The organism is Streptomyces diastatochromogenes, from assembly GCF_002242805.1.
In the GTDB taxonomy this organism is placed as follows: Bacteria; Actinomycetota; Actinomycetes; order Streptomycetales; family Streptomycetaceae; genus Streptomyces; species Streptomyces diastatochromogenes.
Map to the genome: position 1 here is coordinate 108,044 of NZ_MCGQ01000005.1, position 21,890 is coordinate 129,933.

Sequence of the window (21,890 nt, forward strand, 5' to 3'; positions counted from 1 at the left end):
CCAGTCGCCGCCGTGGCCGGAACAGGTTGCCGCGCCCGAACGAAAACAACCGAAACTTTCGACCACCCGAGTCGCCCGCAGATCGATTGACGCGCTGTTCCCCACTGGCCACACTCCGAGAGCGCGCACCGATCAACAGAAATCCCCAAACTCACACAGGACTGCCATGCGCCCCAGAAGCAGAACCCTGCTGGTCCCCCTCCTGGCCGCCCTCTTCCTCACCCTGCTGACCGCCCCACCGGGCTCCGCACAGACCCGGCAGCCCAAGTACGCGGGCTATCTCTTCGCCTACTTCACCGGCGAGGGCACCGCCGACGGCGAGCAGATCCGCTACGCCCTCAGCCAGGGCAACGACCCGCTGCACTGGCGGGAGCTGAACGCGGGCAAGCCGGTGCTGACCTCGACCATCGGCGAGAAGGGGCTGCGCGACCCGTTCGTGATCCGCTCCCCCAAGGGCGACAAGTTCTATCTGATCGCCACCGACCTGCGGATGTACCAGAACAGCAGCGGCAGCTGGGACTACGTCCAGCGGCACGGCAGCAAGTCGATCATGGTCTGGGAGTCCACCGACCTGGTGCACTGGACCGACCAGCGGCTGGTGAAGGTGGCCCCGGACAACGCGGGCAACACCTGGGCCCCGGAGGCCTACTGGGACGACCGGCTCCACGAGTACGTGGTCTTCTGGGCGTCGAAGCTGTACGCCGCCGCCGACCCCGACCACACCGGCTCGACGTACAACCGGATGCTCTACGCGACGACCAGGGACTTCCGCACCTTCAGCGAGCCCAAGGTCTGGGACGACCCGGGCTACTCGGTCATCGACTCGACGGTCATCAAGGACAAGGGAACGTACTACCGCTTTACCAAGGACGAGCGGGACCCCAGCTCCAGCTCGCCCTGCTCGAAGTTCATCACCGCCGAGAAGTCGCGGAACCTGACCGACACGTCGTACGCCTTCGTCGCCGACTGCATCGGCAACGGCTCCATCCAGCGGGGCGAGGGGCCGACGGTGTTCAAGTCGAACACCGAGAAGAAGTGGTACCTGTTCATCGACGAGTACGGCCTGCGCGGCTACGTGCCCTTCGAGACCACCGACCTCGCCTCGGGCAAGTGGACCCTGTCCACGGACTACGCACTGCCCGCCAGCCCCCGCCACGGCACGGTGATGCCGGTGACGAGGGCCGAGTACGAGCGGCTGCTCAGGACCTACGGATGACCGTCAGGAGACGAAGTAGGTCGGGTTCGGCAGCTTGTAGGTGCGGTCGGCGTAGCCGCCGTCCAGGTCCGAGTACTGGTCGCCGAAGTTGGCGATGACCTCGTACCCGAGGTCGTCCTCGATGTGCTTGCGGGTGCCGGACTTGTACTGCACCGTCGTGCAGGTCCAGGTGCCCGGGGTGGCGCAGTCGCCCAGGTAGGCCGGCGGGTTGACCTTGTCCTTGAGGAACATGTGGTCGGCGTCGAGGTTCACATCGGCGCCGATCTTCTTCAGGTTCTCGACGGCGGCGCCGCGCTGCGCCTCGCTGAGACCGGAGTTGTAGAAGACCTCGACACCCTTGGACTCGGCGTACTGGACCAGCTCCGGGCTGCCGAACACGGCCGGACGGCTGGCCTTGTTCACGTAGTCGGCCCAGGTGGTCGAGTTGTACGTGTAGTTGTAGCGCTTCTCGTAGTCGAGGCTGAGCAGCAGCGTGTCGTCGATGTCGAAGACGACGGCCGGCTTCTCGCCGTGGCGGTGCGCCTTGCGGGCCGCCTTGTCGATGTAGCGCTTGGCGTCGGCGTCGATGCGCGCCAGGTCCTGCGCGTACGGGCTGTCCGGGGACGCCTGGTAGACGCCGTTGGCGTCGGCGGTGGTGCCGTAGTAGGTGTCGATGTCCTTCACCAGGAGCCCGATGTTGTAGGGCTCGTGGGTGGAGTTCGCCGTCGACTGACCGGCGGTGGCCGCGCCGGCGCCGTACAGGGCACCACCGGCGAGGGCACAGGCGGCGGTGATCGCCGCGATCCGCAGTGATTTATGCATGACAGGTTTTCTACGCGCGTCACCCAGGGGAAGGCGAGATTCGTTGCCTGATCGATACACACCAATTCGGTTGAAGGCAGGGGCAGTCAGTGGCAGGGCGGGTCGTAGGGCTCGCCGGGGACGTACGCGTTCCATTCGGGCTGGGTGATGACGTCACCGATGCTCTTGCAAAGGAGGTACTTCAGGTCCGGGGTGTTGGTGGCCCAGACGTCGATGTCCGTTCCGGCCGCGGCCAGCAGGGGCTTGCCGTGGGAGCTGTATGACAGGCTTCCGAAGCCCGTGAGGCTTCCTTGACCGAAGGCAAACGCGCCCTTGTACACCGGAGCCTGCCAGTGGCTGACGTCCCACAGCTCAATGTGGTCCTCCGCGTGGACGTCGTTCGGATCGCCCGAGCTTGACCAGGCGAGGGTCCTGCCGTCCGGGCTGAAGGCGATGCCTCCTCCCGAGCCCATCGTGCGCATCACGGAAGGCTCGCCCGTGATGCGGCCGTCCTTGATCCGCCAGAGGCGCGTGGTGTCCTTGGTGTCGGTGGCGGCAAGCAGTCCGCCGTCGGGACGGAAGGCGGCACTCGACACACCGGCGCCCGGGGTCAGCCACTGGGTCGGCTGGGCTACCGGACGGTGTGGGTTCGCCACTGTCCAGGAGAGCAGCCTGTCGGCGGTGTTGGCGACCAGGAGCCGGCCCTTCGGGGAGAAGGTGACGAAGAAGACGTTGCCCTTCATGGCTGCGGTCTGCCGGGGGTGCGAGACGGCGGTGACGTCGAACACCTTCACCGAGGGTGGCTCGGTCCGGACATCGGTGTTGTCGTTGTTGTCGGCCACGGCCAGCAGATGTCCGTCCGCGCTGAAGGAGAGGTCCTCGATACCGTTGGCGATGTCCTTGATGGTGGCGATGACGGGTGCGCCGGACCGGCGGGTGTCCCGCAGCCGGACGACACGCTTGTTTCCGCTCATCTCGCTGAGTGCGAGGATCTTCCCGTCGGGGCTGAAGGCCGCCCCCTCCGCGCCGATCTCGCCACTGCCCGGCAGCCGTGCCAGGCTCTTGTGGAGCGTGGCCGTACCGGTCATGTCCCACAGGGCACCGCCGTTGGCACCGTGAATGACCAACAGCCGCCGGGCACCTCCGCTGAACTTCGTGGTCACCTGGAAGCCGGACGGTGACTGACCGAAGCTGGCTGCAGCGGTGGGCTTTGCCGTGTTCTCCACATACCACAACAGAACTCCGCGGCCCGTGGCGCGCAGCAACCGGTGGCCGTGTGGTGTGAAGAGCGCCGGACCCGTCCCGTTGCCGTTTCCGTCGAGCTGGGCGGACTGTTTCAGGCGGGAACCCGGAGGGACGTCCCAGAGGTAGGTGTTGGTATCACAGCCGGTGGCGAGGACCTTTCCGTCCGGACTGAACGCGGCGGAGGCCAGGTTCGCCGCGCAGTCGGTCACATACTTCTCCTTCGCCGTGCCCGCCGACGTCGGCTCCCCCTGGCCCCGCAGCCGCCACAGACGGACACGGGTCTGGTCCCCGTCCCCCGGCCCGGCCAGCAGTCTGCTGTCCGGGCTGAACGCCACCCGGTGCAGCGGCTTTCCGTTCAGGTCGTAGGTCTGGGAGCCCAGCTTGAGACCGGGGAGGACCGCCGACGCCGAGGTGCGCCGCTGGTCCGACAGGTCCCAGAGCCGTACCTTGCCGTCGCTGCCGGCGCTGGCCAGGAGCCGCCCGGACGGGGCGAAGGTGAGCGAGTCGACGTTCCCGGTGTGGCCGCTCAGGGTGCGCAGCGGGCGTGGGGTGGACCGGTGGGCGATGTCCCACAGCTGGATGGTTCCGTCGACGCGACCAAGAGCGAGGGTGCGACCGTCGGGGCTGATGGTCAGCGAGAGGGTCTTGACCCGCTGCCGCTCGGGGATCGCGATACGGCGCACTCGGTCCAGCTCGGTGACGTCCCACAACCCCAGCGAGCCACTTGCCGTGCTGCCGGCCCGTACGACGGCCACAAGCCGTCCGTCGGGGCTGAGCGCCACCGCACCGGTCCGCATCTGGCCCAGGTGCCCCAACCGCTTGCCGTGCGCCGTGTCCCACAGGACGACGTCTGAGCCGGTCGAGATGGCCATCCGTTCGCCCCGGGCATCCAGGGAGATGTCGTCGGCGGAGGCCTGGGACATGAAGACGCCCGGCTTCGCCATGGCGGCGAGCATCGAAGCCGTCCCGATCTGCGGGTCCAGCCGGTTCGCGACCAGGCTGAGCTGTTTGGCCAGCCCGGGGCGGCTGTCCCGCAGACGGTCCGCCTCCTCGGTGACCAGCCGTGCGACAGCCTCCCGACGCTGAGCCGCCTCCTTCTGCCCCGACCACCAGGCCAGGACTCCCCCCGTTCCGGCCAGCAACGTCAGCACACACATGCAGGCGATCACCGCCCTGCGGATGCGCACCCCGCGCCGTTCCTGGCGCCACGACTGGTTCAGGAACTCCGCGAGCCGTGGTTCGAGTTCACCGGCATGCCCCTTGCCCTCGGCGGCGGCGGTCAGACCCGCGCCCTCCAGGCGTTCTCGGGTGGCGGCGAGCCGGGGGCCCCGATAGAGCAGCGAGGGATGCCTGTCCGCCTCCCACCAGGTGGCGGCGTCGACGGCGACCTGCTGCCGCGTGCGCAGCCAGTCGCGGTCCGCGTCGATCCACTCGCGCAGCCGGGGCCAGGTGTGCAGCAGGGCGTTGTGGCTGATGCGGACGGTGTGCTCGTCGAGGACCAGCAGCCGTGCCGCGGCGAGCCGGTTCAGGGCCCGCTCGGCCGCCTGCGGGTCGGGCAGGCCGTCCAGCAGTACGGTCCGGTCGGCGGGGCGGCTGGTGTCCGGTGCGTCGTCGTCGATGTGCACCAGGCGGGGCAGCATGCGGCGTACGGCGGCACGGCCTGCGTCGTCCAGGTGCTCATAGGTGTCGTCGGCGGTCTGTTTGATGGCTTCGTCGATGCCTCCGCTGTCGCGGTAGCCGGCGACGGTCAGCCGTCTGCCCTGTCGGTGTCGCCAGGTGGACCAGAGTGCGTGGGAGAGCAGGGGCAGGGTGCCGGTCCGGGACCGGGTCAGCCGGGCTGCGCCCAGTTCGTGGATGAGCAGGTCCGCGAGGCCTTCGTCGAGTTCCAGGCCGACGGCGCCGGCCGGGCGCTCGATCGCGGCCCTCAGCTCCTCCTGCCCCATCGGGCTGACGAGCACCTGGTTGGACCGCAGCATCGAGTCCAGCTCGGGCAGGGCCTGGGCGTGCCCGTAGAAGTCGGCGCGCAGGGCGGCGACGACGAGCGTCCCGGCCTCGGCCAGGGCCGCCAACGCGGCGAGGAACGCCGTGCGTTCGGTCCGGCTGCGGCAGAGGGTGAACAGCTCCTCCAGCTGGTCCACCACCAGCACCAGTCGCCGCCGGTCCGGAACGAGGTCGTGGACCCAGCCGACGGCGGCTTTCGGGTCCTCTGCCGACAGGACGGTGTCCCCCCGCAGGGCGGTGGTCAGGTTGCGGAGGGGGTGTTCGCCGGGGGTCAGGACCAGGCCGGGCCAGGCCGCCGAACCGGGCAGCAGCGGAGTTCCGGCCTGTAAGGCCGCGAGGAGTCCGGCGTGCAGCAGTGAGGTCTTGCCTGCGCCCGACGGGCCGACCACCGCCAGCGGCCGCCCCTGCTCCACGGCCTGGAGGCAGCCGCGGAGCAGTTCGTCGACCAGCTTCTCCCGGCCGTGGAAGAACTCCGCGTCGTCCACGGTGAACGCGTCGAGGCCCGGGTACGGGCAGGGGCCCGGCGCCGGTTCCTCGGCCGGGGTGCCGTCCGGCTCGTCGGTGGCCGGCGCGGCCGCGTTGACGGCGAGGACGAGTCCGCCGGAGCGGTCGCCTGCCTGGCGGCGGGGCAGCGGCCCGCCCCGGGACCGTAACGCGCGGAACAGGTGGTCGTAGACGTCGTCCAGGGTGAGCAGGCGCGGTGCGCGCGGGTCGCCGTCCCGCAGCAGGCTGATCAACTCGCCGGTGAGGGCGGTGTGTTCGGCGTCGTCGGGTGCCAGCGCCAGCTGCTCGGCGGAGCCCATCAGGTACATCCCGTGCCCGGATGGCAGGGAGAAGGCCGCGGGCTGGGGTGTACCGGCGCCGAGCCGGGCGCGTCCGGAGAAGCAGCAGTCCAGGACGACGATCACCGACGCGGCGCGGCACAGGGTGAGCGCCTCGCGCAGCGCCGAGAACGACAGCGCCTGGTGTGCGGCGAGGCCCGGGGTCAGCCGGTCGGTGGCGGTGGCGGCGAGGTACAGCTCGTCGCCGGGGCCGATGAGGCCGTGGCCCACGTAGTACACGAGCAGGGTGCTCTCGGCCTCCTGCGCCGCGTCGGCGACGGCCAGGGCCATCGTGCGGGCGTCCGCCGGGTCGACGAGGGTGCGCAGCCGGTCGGGGGTCACTCCGCAGCGCTCGGCCAGGACGGCCGCCAGTGCTTCGACGCTGCGCGGCACCGCCGGTACGGAGGTCAGCGTCGGGCCGTCGTGCGTGCCGGTGCCTATGAGCAGCACCCGCGCGCCGGAGGATGCCAGGGCGGTGGTGGGCGTGGCGAGGGCCGGTGACTCGGCGGGCCGGGTGGTCATAACGCGCCGCCGTCCGGTCCCGGGCCGCCCTGACCGCCCTGGCCGCCTTCCAGGAGCCGGGAGGAGTCGGTCACGAAGGCGCGCAGTTCCTGGGGGGTCATCGGCCCGACGAGCTTCGTGGAGATCTCCAGCGAGGCGCCGTCGGACCGGGTCGCCTTGACGGTGACGTCGCTGTGCCGGCTGCGGATCCAGGCGACCACGGCGGTGGTGAGTCCGGTGACCGCCCCGCCCGAGCCGAGCGCGACCACCAGGCCGTCCAGCACCGGGCCCAGGGTGCCGGGCACCGGTGGTCTCTCCTGCGGGGTGACCCGGCCGCGCAGCTCGTCCTCCTGGGTGAGCCAGGCGAGCAGCGACCTCGTCTCGTCGGCCGCGCCGGCAACGTCGGCATCGTCCGTGACGCGGACATCCACACGTACGTCCACAGGTTCCCCCGATCCTGCATCCTGTCCCAATGGACCGTCGGACAACAGCGTAGAGGGAGCGGGGGAAACCTGACCCGGTAATTCCGGTCGCTGATCGGTCATCTGGTTCGCCGTCTGGTTCGCCGTCTAGTTCATGGTCGCCCCGATCGTCGTGCTCCCCGTCGTCAGGAACGTCGTCGACGGCAGGGAGCCGTCCGACTTGCGGGCGTTGTACGTAGTCGACGCGTCCGTGGAGACGAAGGACGGGGTGGAGATGCCGGAGTCCCAGTTGTTGCCGGCGGAGACCACCGAGGAGCCCTTGCTGACCAGTCCGCTGCCGTTGCTCACCGCGAGGTTCTTGCCGAGGCGGGCGGAGCTGGTGGCGAAGTAGTAGCCCCACTTGGCGTTGGCGTAGGCGGTGGTGCGGTTGATGACGATCGCGCCGGTGTTGGAGTTCTCCGTGAAGCCGTTGCCGGCGTTGTCCCAGGCGGCGGAGTTGTTGACGACGTGGGCGACCGTCACACCGTTGCCGCCCAGCTTGTAGCCGTTGCCGTTGCCCTCGAAGGCGGAGTCGCCCCAGCGGTTCTTGCCGTTGCCGAAGGACCAGGTGTGCTCGATGGTGACCGGGGAGGAGAAGGACCACAGGTCGATGCCGTCGTCGGAGTTGTTGTAGAGGCGCGCTCCGGTGACCAGGTTGCCGGTGCCCGAGCCGAACTTGATGGCGACCCCGTCCGCGTTCTGGCCGTGGGTGGCGGCGTCGTAGTTGCCGTAACTGTCCAGGTTCTTGACCGTGTTGTTCACGGTCCCGTCCCCGGTGAGGGTGAAGCCGGAGTCGCCGCCGTTGATGGTCTTGATGTTGTTCCAGTTGGTGCCGGTGCAGGACTGGCAGACGACCGCGCTGTCCGGGGAGTTCTGGAAGGTGATGTTGGAGACGTTCCAGTAGTCGGCGGTCAGCTTGAAGATCCAGGAGCCGGAGGACAGCGAGGAGCCGTCGATCTTCACGGTCTCGGAGCCGTACGCGGTGAGGGTGATCGGGGACGAGGAGGTGCCGTTGGCCGTCGACTGGAGGGTCGCGGTCGGGTAGTAGGTGCCGCCGCGCACCTGGATGACGGTGCCGGCGGTGGCGTTCTTGATGGCGTTCGTCAGGTCGGTGGAGTTGCTGACCACCACGGTCGCGGCGTGCGCGGGCGTGGCGACCAGGCCGAGCCCGGCGATGGCGAGGACGGTGAGGGTGCTCTTGATGCGAAGCATGACGTGCGGGTCCCTTCGTCGGCTCAGAGCGAGCGGTGGGGGTGGGAGTGGGGGTGCCAGTCACCGAGGTAGGCGGCGGGGGTGTGCAGCGTGGCCTCGGCGTCGGTGAGCTGGGGCCGGTTGGCGGGGACGGTGATCACCGCGCCCGGACCCGAGTTGCGGTACTCGTGAAAGCGCATGGACTGCCACGGGTAGGCGTCCCGCATGGTGGTGTAGGGGGTGACCGGGTCGATGCCGGGCCCGATGAGGCTGTCCCGGACGACGAGCGAGGGCCAGGCGGTGGTCTCGTACGACGGCACCCACGGCCGGGCCAGCTTGTACGCCGAGTCCTCCGCACCGGAGGTGAACCGGGAGCGGACGGCGAGGATGCCGTGCGGGTTGGCGCGGGCGGTGGACGGGGCGAAGACCATGCCCTTGGGGGTGAAGGTGACGTCCCGCCGCAGGGTGTGGAAGCGGCAGCGGTCGAAGACCGCTGCCGCCCGTCCGAAGACGAAGTCGACGTCGCCCTCGATGTGGCAGTTCCGGTAGTACTGCCGGTCGAAGGAGTCCAGGGCGGTGGTGTCCGCGAACAGGGTGTCCTGGTGGGCGAGCAGTCGGACGTTCGCGAAATACGAGCGGTCTCCGGTGACGTAGGCGGCGACCGCCTGGGTCCCGGTGATGTCCGGGTGGTCGGCGCGCAGCCAGTCGTTGGCGAGGGTCAGGTCGCGCACGGTCAGCCCGGGAGCGGCCGAGCTGAAGGTGGCGGACCCGGCGGTGCCGTAGGTGCCCGAGCCGTCGGGCTTCTGGGTGCCGTTGGCGTTGTCGTGGACGATGACGACGTCACGGGGGTCGCCCGTGATCCCGCATATCGTCAACTCGCCCTTGTCGGATGGCACGTTGACGACCTCGCGGTACGTCCCCGGGTGGACGAGGATCGTCCGGCCCGGGCCGTCGACGGCGTTCACGGCGGCCTGGACGGAGTCGCCGGGGCGGACGTGCAGGACGGGGCGGCCAGCAGCGAACACCGGGGATGCGCTCATGGCCACGAGTCCGCCCGCGATACCCGCGAGCAGCGCGCGTCGGGGCAGCGGCATCAGCAGCCCTCCCACGGGGTCCAGTCCCCGAGATAAGCCTCCCGGGTTGCCGACTCGGCTTGTTCGTCCGTCAGTTGGGGCCGGTTCTCCGGGACGGTGACGGCCGCGCCGGGGCCGGTGTTCCGGTACTCGGCGAACCGCTGGTTCTGCCACGGGTAGGTGGCCGACATGTTGGTGTAGGGCGCGGCCGCGTCGATGCCGGGGCCGAGCCAGGTGTCGCGGACGGTGAGCATGGGGCGGGCGGTGGGATCGGAGCCGGGCACCCAGGGGCGGGCCAGTTTGTAGCAGGCGTCCGGGGCTCCGCTGCTGATGTGGCTGCGGGTGACCAGGTAGCCGCGCGGGTTGGCGACGGCCGTGGAGGGGGCGAAGACGAAGCCGTACGGCGCGGCGGCCAGGTCGGTGCGGTTCAGGGTGCGGAAGTGGCAGTGCTCGTAGACGGCGGTGGCCCGGCCGAAGACGAAGTCGACGTCGCCCTCGACGTAGCAGTGGGCGTAGTACTGGCGGGCGAAGGTGCCGAGGGCCGTCGAGTCGGCGTACAGGGTGTCCTGGTGGCCGAGGAAACGGCAGTGCAGGAAGGCGCCGCGGTCGCCCTGCACCTTGATGGCGACGGCCTGGGTGCCGCTGATGTCCGGGTGGTCGGCGCGCAGCCAGTCGTTGGCGAAGGTGATCCAGCGGGCGGTGAAGCCGTCGGCCTGCACGGTCGTCGTGGCCGACCCGGTGGTGCCGTAGGTGCCGCCGCCGGGCTTGGGGGTGCCGGCCGCGTGGTCGTAGACGATGACGACGTCCCGGGGGTCCTCGGAGGCGCCGATCCAGGTCATCTCCGTACGGCCGGCGTCGACGGCGACCGTCTCCCGGTAGGTGCCGGGTGCGAGGACCAGCGTCCGGCCGCTGCCGGTGGCGGAGGTCACCGCGGCCTGCACGGAGGTGAAGTCACCGCGGCCGTTCGGGTCGATGTACAGGGTCCCCGGGGTGAGGCGGCGGGCCGGTGACCCGTACCGGCCGAACGTGCGCGGTCCCCCGGCGGCCCGCGCGGGGACGGCGGCGAGGCCGAGCGCGGTGGCGGCCCCGGCGCTCGCGACCAGCAAGCGCCGTCTGGACAGGGGAAGTTGGGGCGAGGGCATGGGAGTGCTCCTTCGCGGTGCGGCTCGTGAGAGGAGAGGGGGATCGGGGCCGGAGGTCCGGCCCCGGTGGGTCAGCCCAGGCGACCCGCGCCCGCGCAGTGGTCGACCAGGCCCGGGACGGCCTTGGCGGGGTCGACCTCGGTGCGCAGGGTCGGCGTCCAGCCCGCCCCGGACTGCAGGATCTCGCCCGGGACCTCGGTGTTGTGGACGGCGATCAGGTCCGTCGGCACGCCGTTGACGTAGTTGTCGGCGGCGGTGAGCGGCGACTCCTTCCACTTCTTCAGGATCGAACCGGTCTTCGCACCCGTCGGCAGGGTGAACGCGTTGTGCTCGGCGACGAGTTGGGACTCCATGCCGATGCCGTAGCTGTAGGAGTAGCCGTCACCGGCGACGAAGTGGTTGTTGTAGGAGTCCACCTGTCCGAAGCGGACGCGGGGTGCGCGCTCGACCAGGTTCGAGAACAGGTTGTGGTGGAAGGTGACCTTGAGGTGGCCCCGGTCGACCGCGGCCGTGGAGGCGCTGTCGCTGTTGCCGATGAGGATCGTCTTGTCGTGGTCCTCGAAGACGTTCCAGGAGGCGGTGACGTAGTCGGCGCCCTTGACGATGTCCAGCTCGCCGTCGTGCTGCTCGTAGATCCGGCCGTAGTAGTACGGCAGGGTGCTGTCCGGGTGGTCCCCGTCGGTGAAGGTGTCGTGGTCCATCCACACGTGCGTGGAGCCGTAGATCACCGCGCTGTCGTACTCGGAGTTCCAGTTGCCGTCGGCGGTGTCGGTGGGGTCCCACTGCGGGAAGCAGTCCAGGGGGCTCTCGAAGCCGAGGTTGCGGACGATGACGTTGTCGACGCCCTTGATCTGGAGGCTGGCGCCCTTGAATCCGGCGTCCTTGCCGATGCCGACGATGGTGGTGTTGGCGGGGATGTTCGCCTTGATGTAGGCGTCCTGCTGGGCGGCGGAGGCACGGCGCAGGCCCTCGGGGCTGGCGTCGGGCTCGCCGTCGAGGTTCTTGGTGCGACCCCACACGGCAGGGTCGTAGGTCTTCAGGTAGGTGTCGAAGTCGTAGCCGGGCACGGCGAACGAGGCGCAGCTCGGCCCGTCCGCGTCGATCGTGCCCTTCACCCTGATGATCTTCGGGGCACTGCCGCCGTCCGCGAGGGCGGACTTGAACTGCTCCCAGGTGGTGACGGTGTAGACGTGCGCGGCATCGGCGGCGGCACCGCCGGTCGTCCCGGTGCCGTAGGCGGCCCAACCGTCGTTCGCGGGCAGCACCTGGCGCTCGACGCCCCGACCGGGCTGCGCGGAGGCGGTCCCGGTGACGGCGAGCACGAGAGCCGTGCACCCCACGAGGGCTCCTATGACGCGTCCATGACACTTCTGTGTACGCACTGTGCGGGTCTCCTCTTTCGTGAGGTCACGATTGCGGTGCGGGCGGCCAGGTGATCCAGGACGTCGGAACGTCCTCGTGCAACCGGACGACGTCATGCCGGCCCAGCACCCGGGTGCGCAGCAGCTCCTGCGCCACGAGCCGGGCCACGGCGATGGCGCCCGGCGGGTTGAAGTGCGTGTTGTCCTGCTCGGTGTCGGTCCAGTTGAAGTACTTCTTCGTCTCCTCGACTCCCAGCTCCTGCCACAACGCGAGCGACAGCGCCTCGATGTCGAGCAGCGCGACGCGCTCCGCTTCGGCGAGCGCGCGCATGGCAGCCGGGTAGTCGCCGTGTGTCGGCACGGCGTTGCCGCCGACGTCGAACCTGCGGCGCTCGACGGGGGTGGCAAGGACGGGGTGAGCCTTCTTGGCCCGCGCGCCGTCGATGTACTTCCGCAGATAGTCCTGGTACGTGGTCCAGGGCTCGGTGTAGCGAGTGGGGTCAGTGTTCTTCTCGTCATTGTGCGCGAACTGGATGACCAGGAGATCGCCCGGCCGGATGACCGAAAGGATGGCGTCGAGCCGTCCTTCGTCGACGAAGCTCTTCGAACTCCGTCCGTTCACCGCATGATTGGCGACATCCAGCCCCTTACGGAGAAAGAAGGGAAGCGCCATTCCCCACCCGGTCTCGGGAGCCGCGTCGGCGTATTTCTGAGCGGCGGTGGAGTCACCGGCGATGTAGAGCGTGCGGTGCCTTCGCGGGGCGCGTACGGCGAGCGGAACGCCCGCGAGAGCGGCGAAAGTTACCTGTCTGCGAGTAAGGGACACAAGGTCCACCTTTCAAACAGGGGGCTGGACAATCAGGGGCGCGGGGAACTGCGCGACCAGCCCCCACCGGCCGGCAGCCCCCCACGAAACCGAAACCACCCGAGCTATCAGTGGTTCTTCTTCCAGTCGGCCTGCGCAGCATTGAGCTGATCGGCAAGCGTGTCCAAAAACGCCTTCGCACTCATCTTCCCGAGCAGCAGCTTCTGGAAATTGGGCTCGTTGTCCGCCTTGGAGATCGTGTTCCAGTCAGGCAGGTAGTACGGCAACTGCACAATCTTCGTACCGCCCCCGTTCAATGCCTCCGCCGCCAGCTTCGTGGGCTCGGCCTGCTGGATCCACGCGTCCTTCGCCGCCTCCGTGTTCGCCGGCACCTGCCCCGCCGACTCGTTGAACTTGGAGTTCTCCGCTGCGGACACCGCGAACTCGATGAACTTCCAGGCCGCCGCCTTGTTCTTGCTCGACTTGAACAGGCTCAGCCCGTCCACCGGGTTGGACACCTGCACCCGGGTGCCGTCGTCCATCGTGGGGTTCGGAATGCCCCGGAACTTCTCCTTGCCCAGCGCCTTCAGATGGTCCTGGTACGACCCCAGGTTGTGGCTCAGCATGCCGATCGTGCCGCTGTCCCACTGGGCGACCATCTTCGTGAAGTCGTTGTTGACGTCGGCGGACGGGGTGTCCTTCTTGTAGAGCGCGACGTACTTCTCCAGGGCGGCCACGTTCTTGGGGTCGTTGACGGTGGTCTTGTCGCCGTTCCAGAACGAGGTGATGCCGGTCTGGCCGTACACCGCGTCGAGGGCCGGCGCGATGGCTCCCTCACCGCCACGGATGGTGAAGCCGAACTGGTTCTTGCCCTTGTCCGTGAGCTTGCCGGCGGCCTCGTAGAACTTCGACCAGGTGGTCGGCGCGTCCAGGCCGGCCTTCTTGAACAGGTCCGTCCGGTACCACAGCGTGCCGTTGTTGGCGGAGGTCGGCACCTGGTACAGCGTGTCCCCGCCGCCCGCCGCCTTGCTGACGTCGATGAGGTTCTGGCTCAGCTTTCCGTTCAGCGGGCTCTTGCCGAGCCGGCTGTCCAGCGGTTCCAGCGCCCCCTGGACGGCGACCTCGGCGAGCATCGCGGTGCCCACGCCGCCGACGTCCGGCAGGCCACCGCCCTGGATGGCGGTGTCGTACTTGGACTGGGCGCTCGCCGCCGGGATGCCGACGTACTTGACCTTGATGTCCGGGTACTTCTGCTCGAAGTCGGCGATGATCTGCTTCCAGATGTCGGTGCGCACACCGCCGTTGTTGTCCCAGAAGGTGATCGTGCCCTTGCCGGAGCCCTCGTTCCCCTTGTCCCCCGCGCCGCCGCTGCCGTCGTCGCCGCAGGCGGTGGCGGTCAGCGCGAGCACGGAGCCCAGGGCGACGGCCGTGGCGGCACGCCTGCTTCTGCGGTTGCTGCTCTTCATTGGTCGGCTCTCTTCTTCTGGATCCAACGGAAGGGGTGGAGCTGTGGGGGTGTCAGTGACCGATCCGCGCCTGCGGACCGGAGAAGTGCTCGACCAGCGCGGGTACGGCGGCGGCCGGGTCGAGGTGGTAGGCGTAGAAGGCCCGCGGATCGAAGGCCGTGCCGTGCTCGTCCGTCCGGCCGGTGGTGTTCCTGAGAATCGATCCGCGCTGCACCAACTCGGCCGTGTCGTCGGCCTGGTAGGGGTGCTGGACGCCGTCGTAGTAGCTGTTCTCGATGACCATCTTCGTGTGGCCCCGGGACCAGTTCCCGTACGTCCACACCGTGTCGCCGTCGGCCACCTGGTTGGACAGGTAGTTGTTGTAGAGGTGGGCGTAGGCGCAGTTGTCGGCGGACGGGTTGCGCTGTTTGGTGCCGGAGAACCAGTTGTGGTCGATGGTGATCTGTGTGACCACGTTGGGGGTCCAGCCGATGCCGAACGCCTTGTTGTGGTGCGTGAACCGGTTGTAGGAGACGGTGAGGTACTGGCTGTCCTTGCGGATGTCGAGCAGTCCGTCGCCCATGTGCGTGAAGCGGTTGTGGTCGATCCAGACGTGGTCGACGGTGTCCATCTGGATGGCGTCGAAGTCCTGGGTCTTGCCGTCCCAGTCGCCCTCGACGTAGCTGTCGCGGATGGTCAGGTTGCGGATGATCACGTTGTGGGTGCCGGGGTCGAGATGCAGCTCCCCGTGCACGATCTCGCCGGTGTCGCCGACGCCGATCAGGGTCTTGTCGGAGCTGACGACTATGTCCGAGCCGAAGGGCTCCACCGCGATCGATCCGGCGATCCGGATGACGTACGGCTCCTTCGCCGCCGCGTACCTGGCCAGGGAGGCCTGGTCGGTGACGGTGACGACCTCGCCGCCCGCGCCGCCGGTGGTCCCGCCGGCCAGGGAGGCGAAGCCGTGCGGGCGGTCGCTCCAGGGTGCGGCGGCGGAGGCGACGGAGTCGGTGGCGGCCTTCGCCTGGCCCACCGTGCCCAGCCCGAGCGCGGCGATCAGGGCGGCGACGGCGGCCAGGACGAGACCGGCACCCGGCCTCGACCTTGGCAAGCGCTTGCTAGGGAAGTGCGTCATTGCGGCTCCCGACAGGCATACAGGGGACGGACTACAAGGGGCTGATCCGGAACTCCGTGAAGGTCGCCGACCCCGCGTGCCCCGATCCCTCGGGCGCGACGGCGAACAGGCCGAGCAGGGCGCCGACCCAGCGCCAGGGGGTGGCCGCGAAGACCGGTCCGGAGGGGCGCAGGCCGTCTCCGACGTCGTACGAGAAGCGGCAGCGCGCCCCGGCCGCCACCTCGATCCGCAGCCGGGCCCGTCCCTCCGGCGCGAGGCACGGCACACCGGCGTCCCTTTCCTGCTCGGCGACGGCCTCCGCGAACCGGTGCACGAGCCGGACCGTCCCGTCGGCTCCCCGTTCGAGGCCGATCCACCCGAAGGCGTCCCCGAGCACCGCGAGCCCCGCTCGCGCGCCCGGCTCGGTGCCGTCCAGGCTCAGCTCGACGTCGACCGCGCAGGGCAGGCCGGGCAGGCGTTGGGTGAGCACGTGCGGCAGTTTGCGCGGGTCGTGGGCGTCGGCCGAGCGGACGCAGGCCAGCCGCAGCCCGTCCCCGGAGTGGTGGGTGGCCCAGCCGTCGCCCGGGTTGGCCGTCCACTGCCACTGGCGGCCGTACCGTCCGCCGGGGAAGTCGTCGTCGGTGGCGGGGGCGGCGGGCGGCTGCGGCGGGAGGTCGGGGAGGCGGTGTACGGCGACGGGGGCGCCGTCGGCGCCGATGACCGGCCAGCCGTCCGTGCCCCAGCGCATCGGCTGGAGGTGCACGACCCTGCCGTAGGCACCCCGCTGCTGGAAGTGCAGGAACCAGTCCTCGCCGGCCGCGGTGCGCACCCAGCCGCCCTGGTGCGGCCCGTTGACCTCGGTGTCCTTCTGTTCCAGGACGATCCGCTCCTCGTACGGCCCGAAGAAGCCGCGTGAGCGGAAGGCGCCCTGCCAGCCGGTGTCCACTCCCCCGGCGGGCGCGAGGATCCAGAACCAGCCGTCGTGCTGGTAGAGCTTGGGTCCCTCCAGGGTGAACCAGCCGGGGATGCGGTCGCCGTCGACGATCACCTTGCCCTCGTCGAGCAGCGAGGTGCCGTCGGGGTGCATCCGGTGGCCGGTGAGCCGGTTCTTGATGCCGGAGCGGGACCTGGCCCAGGCGTGCACGAGGTAGGCGTCGCCGGTCTCGTCGTCCCACAGCGGGCACGGGTCGATCAGGCCCTTGCCCGGCTTGAGGAGGTGCGGGCGGGTCCAGGGGCCGCGGATCTCGGGGGCGTTGATCTGGTAGATGCCCTGGTCGGGGTCGCCCCAGAAGATCCAGAAGCGTTCGTCGTGGTGCCGGATCGCCGGTGCCCAGACCCCGCAGTCGTGCCGGGGCGTCGTGAACTCCGCCTCCGGTTCGAGGCGTTCGAGGGCGTGGCCGACGAGGGCCCAGTGGACGAGGTCGCGCGAGTGCAGCAGGGGCAGGCCAGGGGCGCGGCCGAAGCTGGAGGCGGTGAGGTAGAAGTCGTCGCCGACGCGGACGACGTCCGGATCGGACCAGTCGGCGTTCAGAATCGGGTTCTGGTACGTCCCGTTCATCACTGGCTCACCGCCTTGCGGACCAGCGTGGCCGCCTCGCCGCGCTCCAGGCGTCCGTCGGCGACGACGGTGACGATCCGGCGTACGACGGTCTCGCCGGGCGGTATCGGCAGCCGCTGCGTGTGCGCCAGCGAGGAGCCGACGCCCGGGTACTCGGCCGCGCGCACGAACCACGGGTCGCGCCGGGTGTCCTCGGTGGCCCCGGCGAAGACCAGCGTCCAGCCGGCCCCGGCCAGCGCGACCCAGTCGGCGCGGGTGCCGTGCACCTCGGCCTCGCCCTCGCGGTCGGCGGTGAAGACGTCCGGTGCCGACTCCTCCTTGCGGGCCCGCCAGAAGAAACCGCCGTAGCCCGCGCCGGGCCGCCCGTTGGTGGCGGGGCTGCCGAGGGAGAGCGGGCCCGGGGTGACGTTGGTGAGGGAGAAGGTGAAGTCCAGCGCCCAGGCGGTGTCGGTGAGTTCGGTGGCGGCGACGGTACGGCGCTCGCGCAGCAGCTCGGCTCCGGCGGCGACCCAGCGCAGCTCGGCCACGAAGCCGTCGGGGTCGCGCAGTTGGAAGGCGGTGTGCCGCTGGGCGCCGTGGTTGTCCAGCTCGGTCGGGCCCTGGTCGCGCACGAAGGTGCGCCCGCCCCAGAAGTTGTACCCCTCGACGTCGGGAACGGCGACACCGACGCCGAGGTGGTGTGCGTGGTCGGCGGGGCTCAGCTCGGTGACCGCCGTGCCGGCCGGCGTGGTGACGGGGTGCAGATAGGGGCGCGGGGCGAGCCGGGCCGGCAGCTCGGGCCGGGTGACGTACCGGCCGACCGGGCGGCCGGCGACCCGCAGGACCGGGGTGTCGTGTGGCGTCATCAGGTGCTCACCTCTTTCGGTAGGGCCCAGGAGGCGCCCAGCTCGGAGTAGAGGGCGAGGGTGTCGGCCGAGGCCGCGACCAGGCTGTCGATGCCGGGGACGACCCGGCGCCGCTCGGCGGGCAGCAGGTGCCAGGCGGTCTCGGGCAGGGGGGCCGGGTCGGGGGCGGTCCTGATGGCCTCGACGACCTTCATGAAGGCGCCGGTCTCGTCCGGGGCGACCAGCAGGTCGGCGCCGCTCTCCAGGTGCTCGACCAGGTTCTCCAGCAGGTCCGTGCGGCCGTGCTCGGACTCCTCGGGGCCGTGCCCGGCCCGCTGGAGCAGCACCCGGTCCTGCTTGTACCAGAAGGTGATCCGGCCGGTGCTCCCGTGCACCAGGACGTAGGGGTCCCCCGGTTCCTCGGCGCACAGGGTGGCGGCGACCGTGACCGGGCCGCGCGCGGTGCTCACGCGGACGCAGGAGGTGTCGTCGGACTCGATGTCGTTGGCGCGCAGCAGCTCGGTCTCGATGCCGGTGACGTCCTCGGCGCGGGTGGTGCCGAGCAGGGCGAGGCCGGTGGCGACGGCGTGCGCGAGGGGGTTGGTGAGGACCCCGTCGACCACGTCGACGCCGTTCAGGCGCCGCCGGCCGGCCCAGGGCGCCCGCCGGTAGTAGGCCTCCTCGCGGGCCCAGGCCCCGGCGCCGCCGACCCCGAGGATCTCGCCGATCGCGCCCTCGGCGACGAGCCGCCGGATCGCGGGCACGGCGTGCGAGCCCAGCGACTGGAACCCGATCTGGCAGACCACACCGGCCCGGGCGACCCCGTCGGCCATCCGCCGGTACTCGGCGTAGGAGGGCGCGGGCGGCTTCTCCAGCAGGAGGTGCACGCCCCGCTCGGCTGCCCGCAGCGCCAGGTCGGTGTGGGTGGGGATCGGCGTGCAGATGACGGCGATTCTCGCTCCGGTGGTGTCGAGGAGCGCGCCGAAGTCGGCGGACTGCTCCGGCGTGCCGAGGCCGTCGGGGATCTCCTCCTGGCTCAGCGGGGTCAGTTCGCAGATCCCGGCCAGATGGACGAGGCCGTTCGCCTGGAGCCGGCGGATGTTGTCCAGGTGCCAGCGGCCGTGGCCGCGCGCGCCCGCCAGGACGATGGGTACGGTCATGGGATCCTCCCTGCGCCCGCACCGCGCGCCACCTCTCGGTCGGCCACCGCGGCGCTGTCGATCTTTCCGTGCAGGGTAGGCGTCCAGCCGACGTCCGCCGTGAGGTCGCGCTCGCTGCCCGAGTTGTAGGCGTTGTGGATGGCGAGCAGGTCGACCGGGTAGCCGTTGAAGAGGGTGCCGCTCTGGTGCAGGGCGGAGCCGTTCCAGCTCTTGACCAGGTCGGCGGCCTCGACGTGGCTCGGGGTGTGGAAGGCGTTGTTCTCGGCGTAGATCGCGGACTCGGTGGAGACGCCCAGGGAGTACCGGTACTCGCTGCCCTCGGGGACCACGTACCGGTTGTCGTACAGGTGCACCTGCCCGAAGCGGACGCGTGGTGCGCGCTGGACGACGGACTCGAACTGGTTGTGGTGCAGGGTCACCCGCAGCTTGCCGCGGTCGCCGGTGGCCGAGTCGCTGTTGCCGATGAGCATCGCCTTGTCGTGGTCGGCGAACCGGGACCAGGAGACGGTGACCAGGTCGGAGCCGCCCGTGATGTCCAGCAGGCCGTCGTGGCGGAGGTAGTTGCGGGCGAAGTAGGTGGGCTCGGCGGCGTCCGGGTGGCCCCGGTCGGAGGCGGTGACGTGGTCGATCCAGACGTGGGTGGCGCCGGTCAGCGAGAGGGTGTCGTAGGCCGTCTTCCAGTCGCCGAGGCCGCCGGTGTTGGGCTGCCAGACGGGGAAGCAGTCGTAGGCGTCGCGGAGTTCGAGGTTGCGGACGATGACGTTGTCCGCGTCCTTGATCTGGAGGTCGGCGCCCTTGAGGAGGGCCTTGGAGCCGAGGCCGACGATCGTGGTGTTCGAGCCGACGGGCAGGACGACCCGCTCGGCCTGCCGGGCCGCCGACGCCTGGCGTGCCTCCTCCTGCGGGCCGCTGGGCTTGGCGGAGCCCCAGGTGCGGGGGTCGTAGGCGGCCAGGTACTTCTTCAGGGCGTACCCGTCGGTGGCGTGGTCGGCGCAGTCCAGGTGACGGCCGGAGTCGTCGGTGTCGGCGTCGACGGTCCCGGCGATCCTGATGATCTTCGGGGTGTCGCTGCCGCCGTCGAGGGCGCGGACGAGGCCCGCGCGGTCGGTCACCGTGTAGACGTGTGCGTCGTCGGCCGCCGCGCCGCCGGTGGTGCCGCCCTCGGCCGCGGCCCAGCCGTCGTCCGGGGCGAGCACGTCCCGGCTGATGTCACGGGCGTCGTCGGCGTGCGCGGGCACACACAGAACCCCCAACAGCGCCGCCGCAAGCGTGAGGTGACGGAATCTCATCCCTTCACCGCCCCCGCGCTGAAACCGGTGATCAGCCACTTCTGGATGAAGGCGAACACGATCACGACCGGTACGGCCGCGATGATGCCGCCCGCCGCGAGGGCGCCCAGGTCGACGCTGTCCGCGCTCATCAGGGTGTTGAGGCCGACCGGGATGGTCTGCTTGCTCTGGTCGGAGAGGAACATCAGGGCGAACAGGAAGTGGTTCCAGGCGTGCACGAAGGCGAAGGAGCCCACGGCGATCAGCCCGGGCCGCAGCAGCGGCAGGACGACGATCCGGAAGGCGGTCATGCGGTTGCAGCCGTCCACCCAGGCGGCCTCCTCCAGGGAGTACGGCACGTTCCGGATGAACCCGCTGATCAGGATCATCGACAGCGGCAGCTGGAAGACGGTCTCGGCGATGATGACGCTGCCCAGTGAGTTGATCATCGATAGCTTGGCGAAGATCTGGAACAGCGGGACCAGCAGCAGGGCGCCCGGCACGAACTGGGAGCAGAGCAGGGCCAGCATGAAGCCGCGCTTGAGCCGGAAGTCGAAGCGGGCGAGGGCGTAGCCGCCGGCCAGGGCGACCACGGTGGTCAGCACCAGGGTGGCGAGGCCGACGTAGACGCTGTTGGTGAAGTAGGTGCCGAAGCTGCGCTCGGTCCACACCTTCTGGAAGTGGTCGAAGGTCATCGGCCAGGGGACCAGGGAGGTGGAGCCGGCCGGGCGGAGTGCGAAGAGCAGGATCCAGTAGAAGGGGATCAGGGTGAAGAGGAGGTAGATCCCCAGGGGGAGGTAGATCTGCCAGCGCGGGACCTCGTCCCAGGCGCGCCGCCTGCCGCGTGGCCGGGCGGGCTCGGGCGCCGTGCGCTCGGGTGCGGGAGCGATCTCGGTGATCACTTGGTCTCACCTCCGAACTTGCTCAGCCGCAGATAGACGATCGAGCAGAAGAGCAGGATCACGAACGCCACCGTGGTCAGCGCGGAGGCGTAGCCGAAGTTGTGGGCGTCGACGCTGGTGTTGGCGATGTAGAGCGGGAGGGTGGTGGTCTCGCCCGCGGGTCCGCCGCCCGTGAGGGTGTAGAGCAGGTCGACGTTGTTGAACTCCCACACCGCGCGCAGCAGCGTGGACAGGACGATCGCGTCCTTCAGATGAGGCAGGGTGATGTGCCAGAACTGCTTGAGGCGGCTCGCCCCGTCGACCTCGGCGGCCTCGTACAGGTCCTTCGAGACGGACTGGAGGTCGGCGAGGATGAGGATCGCGAAGAAGGGGACACCGCGCCAGAGGTCGGCGACCACCGCGGCCGGGAAGACCGTGGACGTGTCGGACAGCCAGCTGGTGCCGTAGGAGCCGATGCCCGCGTCGGCGAGGTAACGGGTGATGCCCGTCTGGGAGTTGTAGAGCAGCACCCAGATCGCGGAGGTGAGCACCCCGGAGACGGCCCACGGGGAGAAGACGAGGGCGCGGCCGACCGCCCGGCCCACGAAGGTCTGGTTGACGATGAGCGCGAGCGCCAGCCCGAACAGCAGCTGCAGCCCGACCTCGACCACGACCCACTGGGCGCTGAAGGTCAGCGTGTCCCAGAACTGCGGGTCGTGCGCGAAGGCCTGGGTGAAGTTGTCGAAGCCCGCGAAGCCGTTCCGCCACGGCTTGGTGGGGTTGTAGTTCTGCAGGCTGTAGTAGAAGACGCTGAGCACCGGGTAGGCGATGAAGCCCAGCATGAGCAGGGCCGCCGGGGCGATCAGCAGGTACGGCAGCCTGCGCGGGGTCGCGGAGGCACGGCGCCGCCGGGGTGGCGCGGGCGGTTTCGCCACGGCTGCGGCTTGGGCCATGACTGTTCTCCGTTCGCAGTGGGGCGGGTAGAGCGGGTGCGGCGAGCGCAGGAAGCGCTTGCTACATACACATGGGTGAAGCGCTTCGAC

The 21,890-nt window shown here is 70.0% G+C and carries 15 protein-coding genes and 2 pseudogenes; 1 reads left to right on the top strand and 16 read right to left on the bottom strand.

Features of this window, described 5'->3' with window-relative positions:
* Window positions 1-166: 166 nt before the first annotated feature.
* Window positions 167-1,210: pseudogene (locus BEK98_RS02760) on the top strand (glycoside hydrolase family 43 protein); the annotation flags it as partial.
* A 9-nt stretch (window positions 1,211-1,219) separates the two neighbouring features.
* Here BEK98_RS02760 and BEK98_RS02765 read toward each other — a convergent pair.
* The 16 genes and pseudogenes from BEK98_RS02765 to BEK98_RS02840 all read right to left on the bottom strand — a co-directional run bounded on the left by BEK98_RS02765 (window position 1,220) and on the right by BEK98_RS02840 (window position 21,800).
* Window positions 1,220-2,017 carry an HAD family acid phosphatase gene (locus BEK98_RS02765; protein ID WP_094214726.1) on the bottom strand — a complete coding sequence of 266 codons (798 nt, stop codon included), beginning with the start codon at window positions 2,015-2,017 and terminating at the stop codon, window positions 1,220-1,222.
* 86 nt (window positions 2,018-2,103) lie between these two features.
* The gene (locus BEK98_RS02770; RefSeq protein WP_094214727.1) at window positions 2,104-6,585 is read right to left on the bottom strand and encodes a caspase, EACC1-associated type; all 4,482 of its coding nucleotides are present in this window, start codon (window positions 6,583-6,585) and stop codon (window positions 2,104-2,106) included.
* A complete protein-coding gene (locus BEK98_RS02775; RefSeq protein ID WP_094214728.1) occupies window positions 6,582-7,007 on the bottom strand; it encodes an effector-associated constant component EACC1 in 426 nt (141 codons plus the stop codon). Before BEK98_RS02775 ends, BEK98_RS02770 begins: the two co-directional genes overlap by 4 nt.
* A 126-nt stretch (window positions 7,008-7,133) precedes the next feature.
* Window positions 7,134-8,237, bottom strand: a complete 1,104-nt coding sequence (locus BEK98_RS02780; protein WP_094214729.1) for a right-handed parallel beta-helix repeat-containing protein — start codon at window positions 8,235-8,237, stop codon at window positions 7,134-7,136.
* Window positions 8,238-8,260: 23 nt separating this feature from the next.
* Window positions 8,261-9,310: a pectinesterase family protein gene (locus tag BEK98_RS02785; RefSeq protein ID WP_094214872.1), complete on the bottom strand. Its 1,050-nt coding sequence runs from the start codon at window positions 9,308-9,310 to the stop codon at window positions 8,261-8,263.
* Entirely contained in the window at window positions 9,310-10,431 is a 1,122-nt protein-coding gene (locus BEK98_RS02790; protein ID WP_094214730.1) for a pectinesterase family protein, read from the bottom strand. The genes BEK98_RS02785 and BEK98_RS02790 overlap by 1 nt, the downstream gene beginning before the upstream one ends.
* Before the next feature lie 71 nt (window positions 10,432-10,502).
* A complete protein-coding gene (locus tag BEK98_RS02795; RefSeq protein ID WP_425276580.1) occupies window positions 10,503-11,813 on the bottom strand; it encodes a pectate lyase family protein in 1,311 nt (436 codons plus the stop codon).
* Between the two features lie 25 nt (window positions 11,814-11,838).
* On the bottom strand, window positions 11,839-12,618 hold the full coding sequence (locus BEK98_RS02800) for a rhamnogalacturonan acetylesterase (protein ID WP_094214732.1): 780 nt from the start codon (window positions 12,616-12,618) through the stop codon (window positions 11,839-11,841).
* 107 nt (window positions 12,619-12,725) lie between these two features.
* A complete protein-coding gene (locus tag BEK98_RS02805) occupies window positions 12,726-14,063 on the bottom strand; it encodes an ABC transporter substrate-binding protein (protein ID WP_094214733.1) in 1,338 nt (445 codons plus the stop codon).
* A 58-nt stretch (window positions 14,064-14,121) separates the two neighbouring features.
* Window positions 14,122-15,177: pseudogene (locus tag BEK98_RS02810) on the bottom strand (pectate lyase family protein); the annotation flags it as partial.
* A 31-nt stretch (window positions 15,178-15,208) separates the two neighbouring features.
* The gene (locus BEK98_RS02815; RefSeq protein ID WP_094214735.1) at window positions 15,209-16,714 is read right to left on the bottom strand and encodes a glycoside hydrolase family 43 protein; all 1,506 of its coding nucleotides are present in this window, start codon (window positions 16,712-16,714) and stop codon (window positions 15,209-15,211) included.
* Window positions 16,714-17,559: a DUF6807 domain-containing protein gene (locus tag BEK98_RS02820; protein WP_094214736.1), complete on the bottom strand. Its 846-nt coding sequence runs from the start codon at window positions 17,557-17,559 to the stop codon at window positions 16,714-16,716. The genes BEK98_RS02815 and BEK98_RS02820 overlap by 1 nt, the downstream gene beginning before the upstream one ends.
* Window positions 17,559-18,698: a Gfo/Idh/MocA family protein gene (locus BEK98_RS02825; RefSeq protein WP_094214737.1), complete on the bottom strand. Its 1,140-nt coding sequence runs from the start codon at window positions 18,696-18,698 to the stop codon at window positions 17,559-17,561. Before BEK98_RS02825 ends, BEK98_RS02820 begins: the two co-directional genes overlap by 1 nt.
* The gene (locus BEK98_RS02830) at window positions 18,695-19,987 is read right to left on the bottom strand and encodes a pectate lyase family protein (protein ID WP_094214738.1); all 1,293 of its coding nucleotides are present in this window, start codon (window positions 19,985-19,987) and stop codon (window positions 18,695-18,697) included. The genes BEK98_RS02825 and BEK98_RS02830 overlap by 4 nt, the downstream gene beginning before the upstream one ends.
* Entirely contained in the window at window positions 19,984-20,868 is an 885-nt protein-coding gene (locus tag BEK98_RS02835) for a carbohydrate ABC transporter permease (protein WP_094214739.1), read from the bottom strand. The genes BEK98_RS02830 and BEK98_RS02835 overlap by 4 nt, the downstream gene beginning before the upstream one ends.
* Window positions 20,865-21,800, bottom strand: coding sequence for a carbohydrate ABC transporter permease (locus BEK98_RS02840; protein WP_094214740.1), 936 nt, complete (start codon window positions 21,798-21,800; stop codon window positions 20,865-20,867). The genes BEK98_RS02835 and BEK98_RS02840 overlap by 4 nt, the downstream gene beginning before the upstream one ends.
* Between the last annotated feature and the right edge of the window lie 90 nt (window positions 21,801-21,890).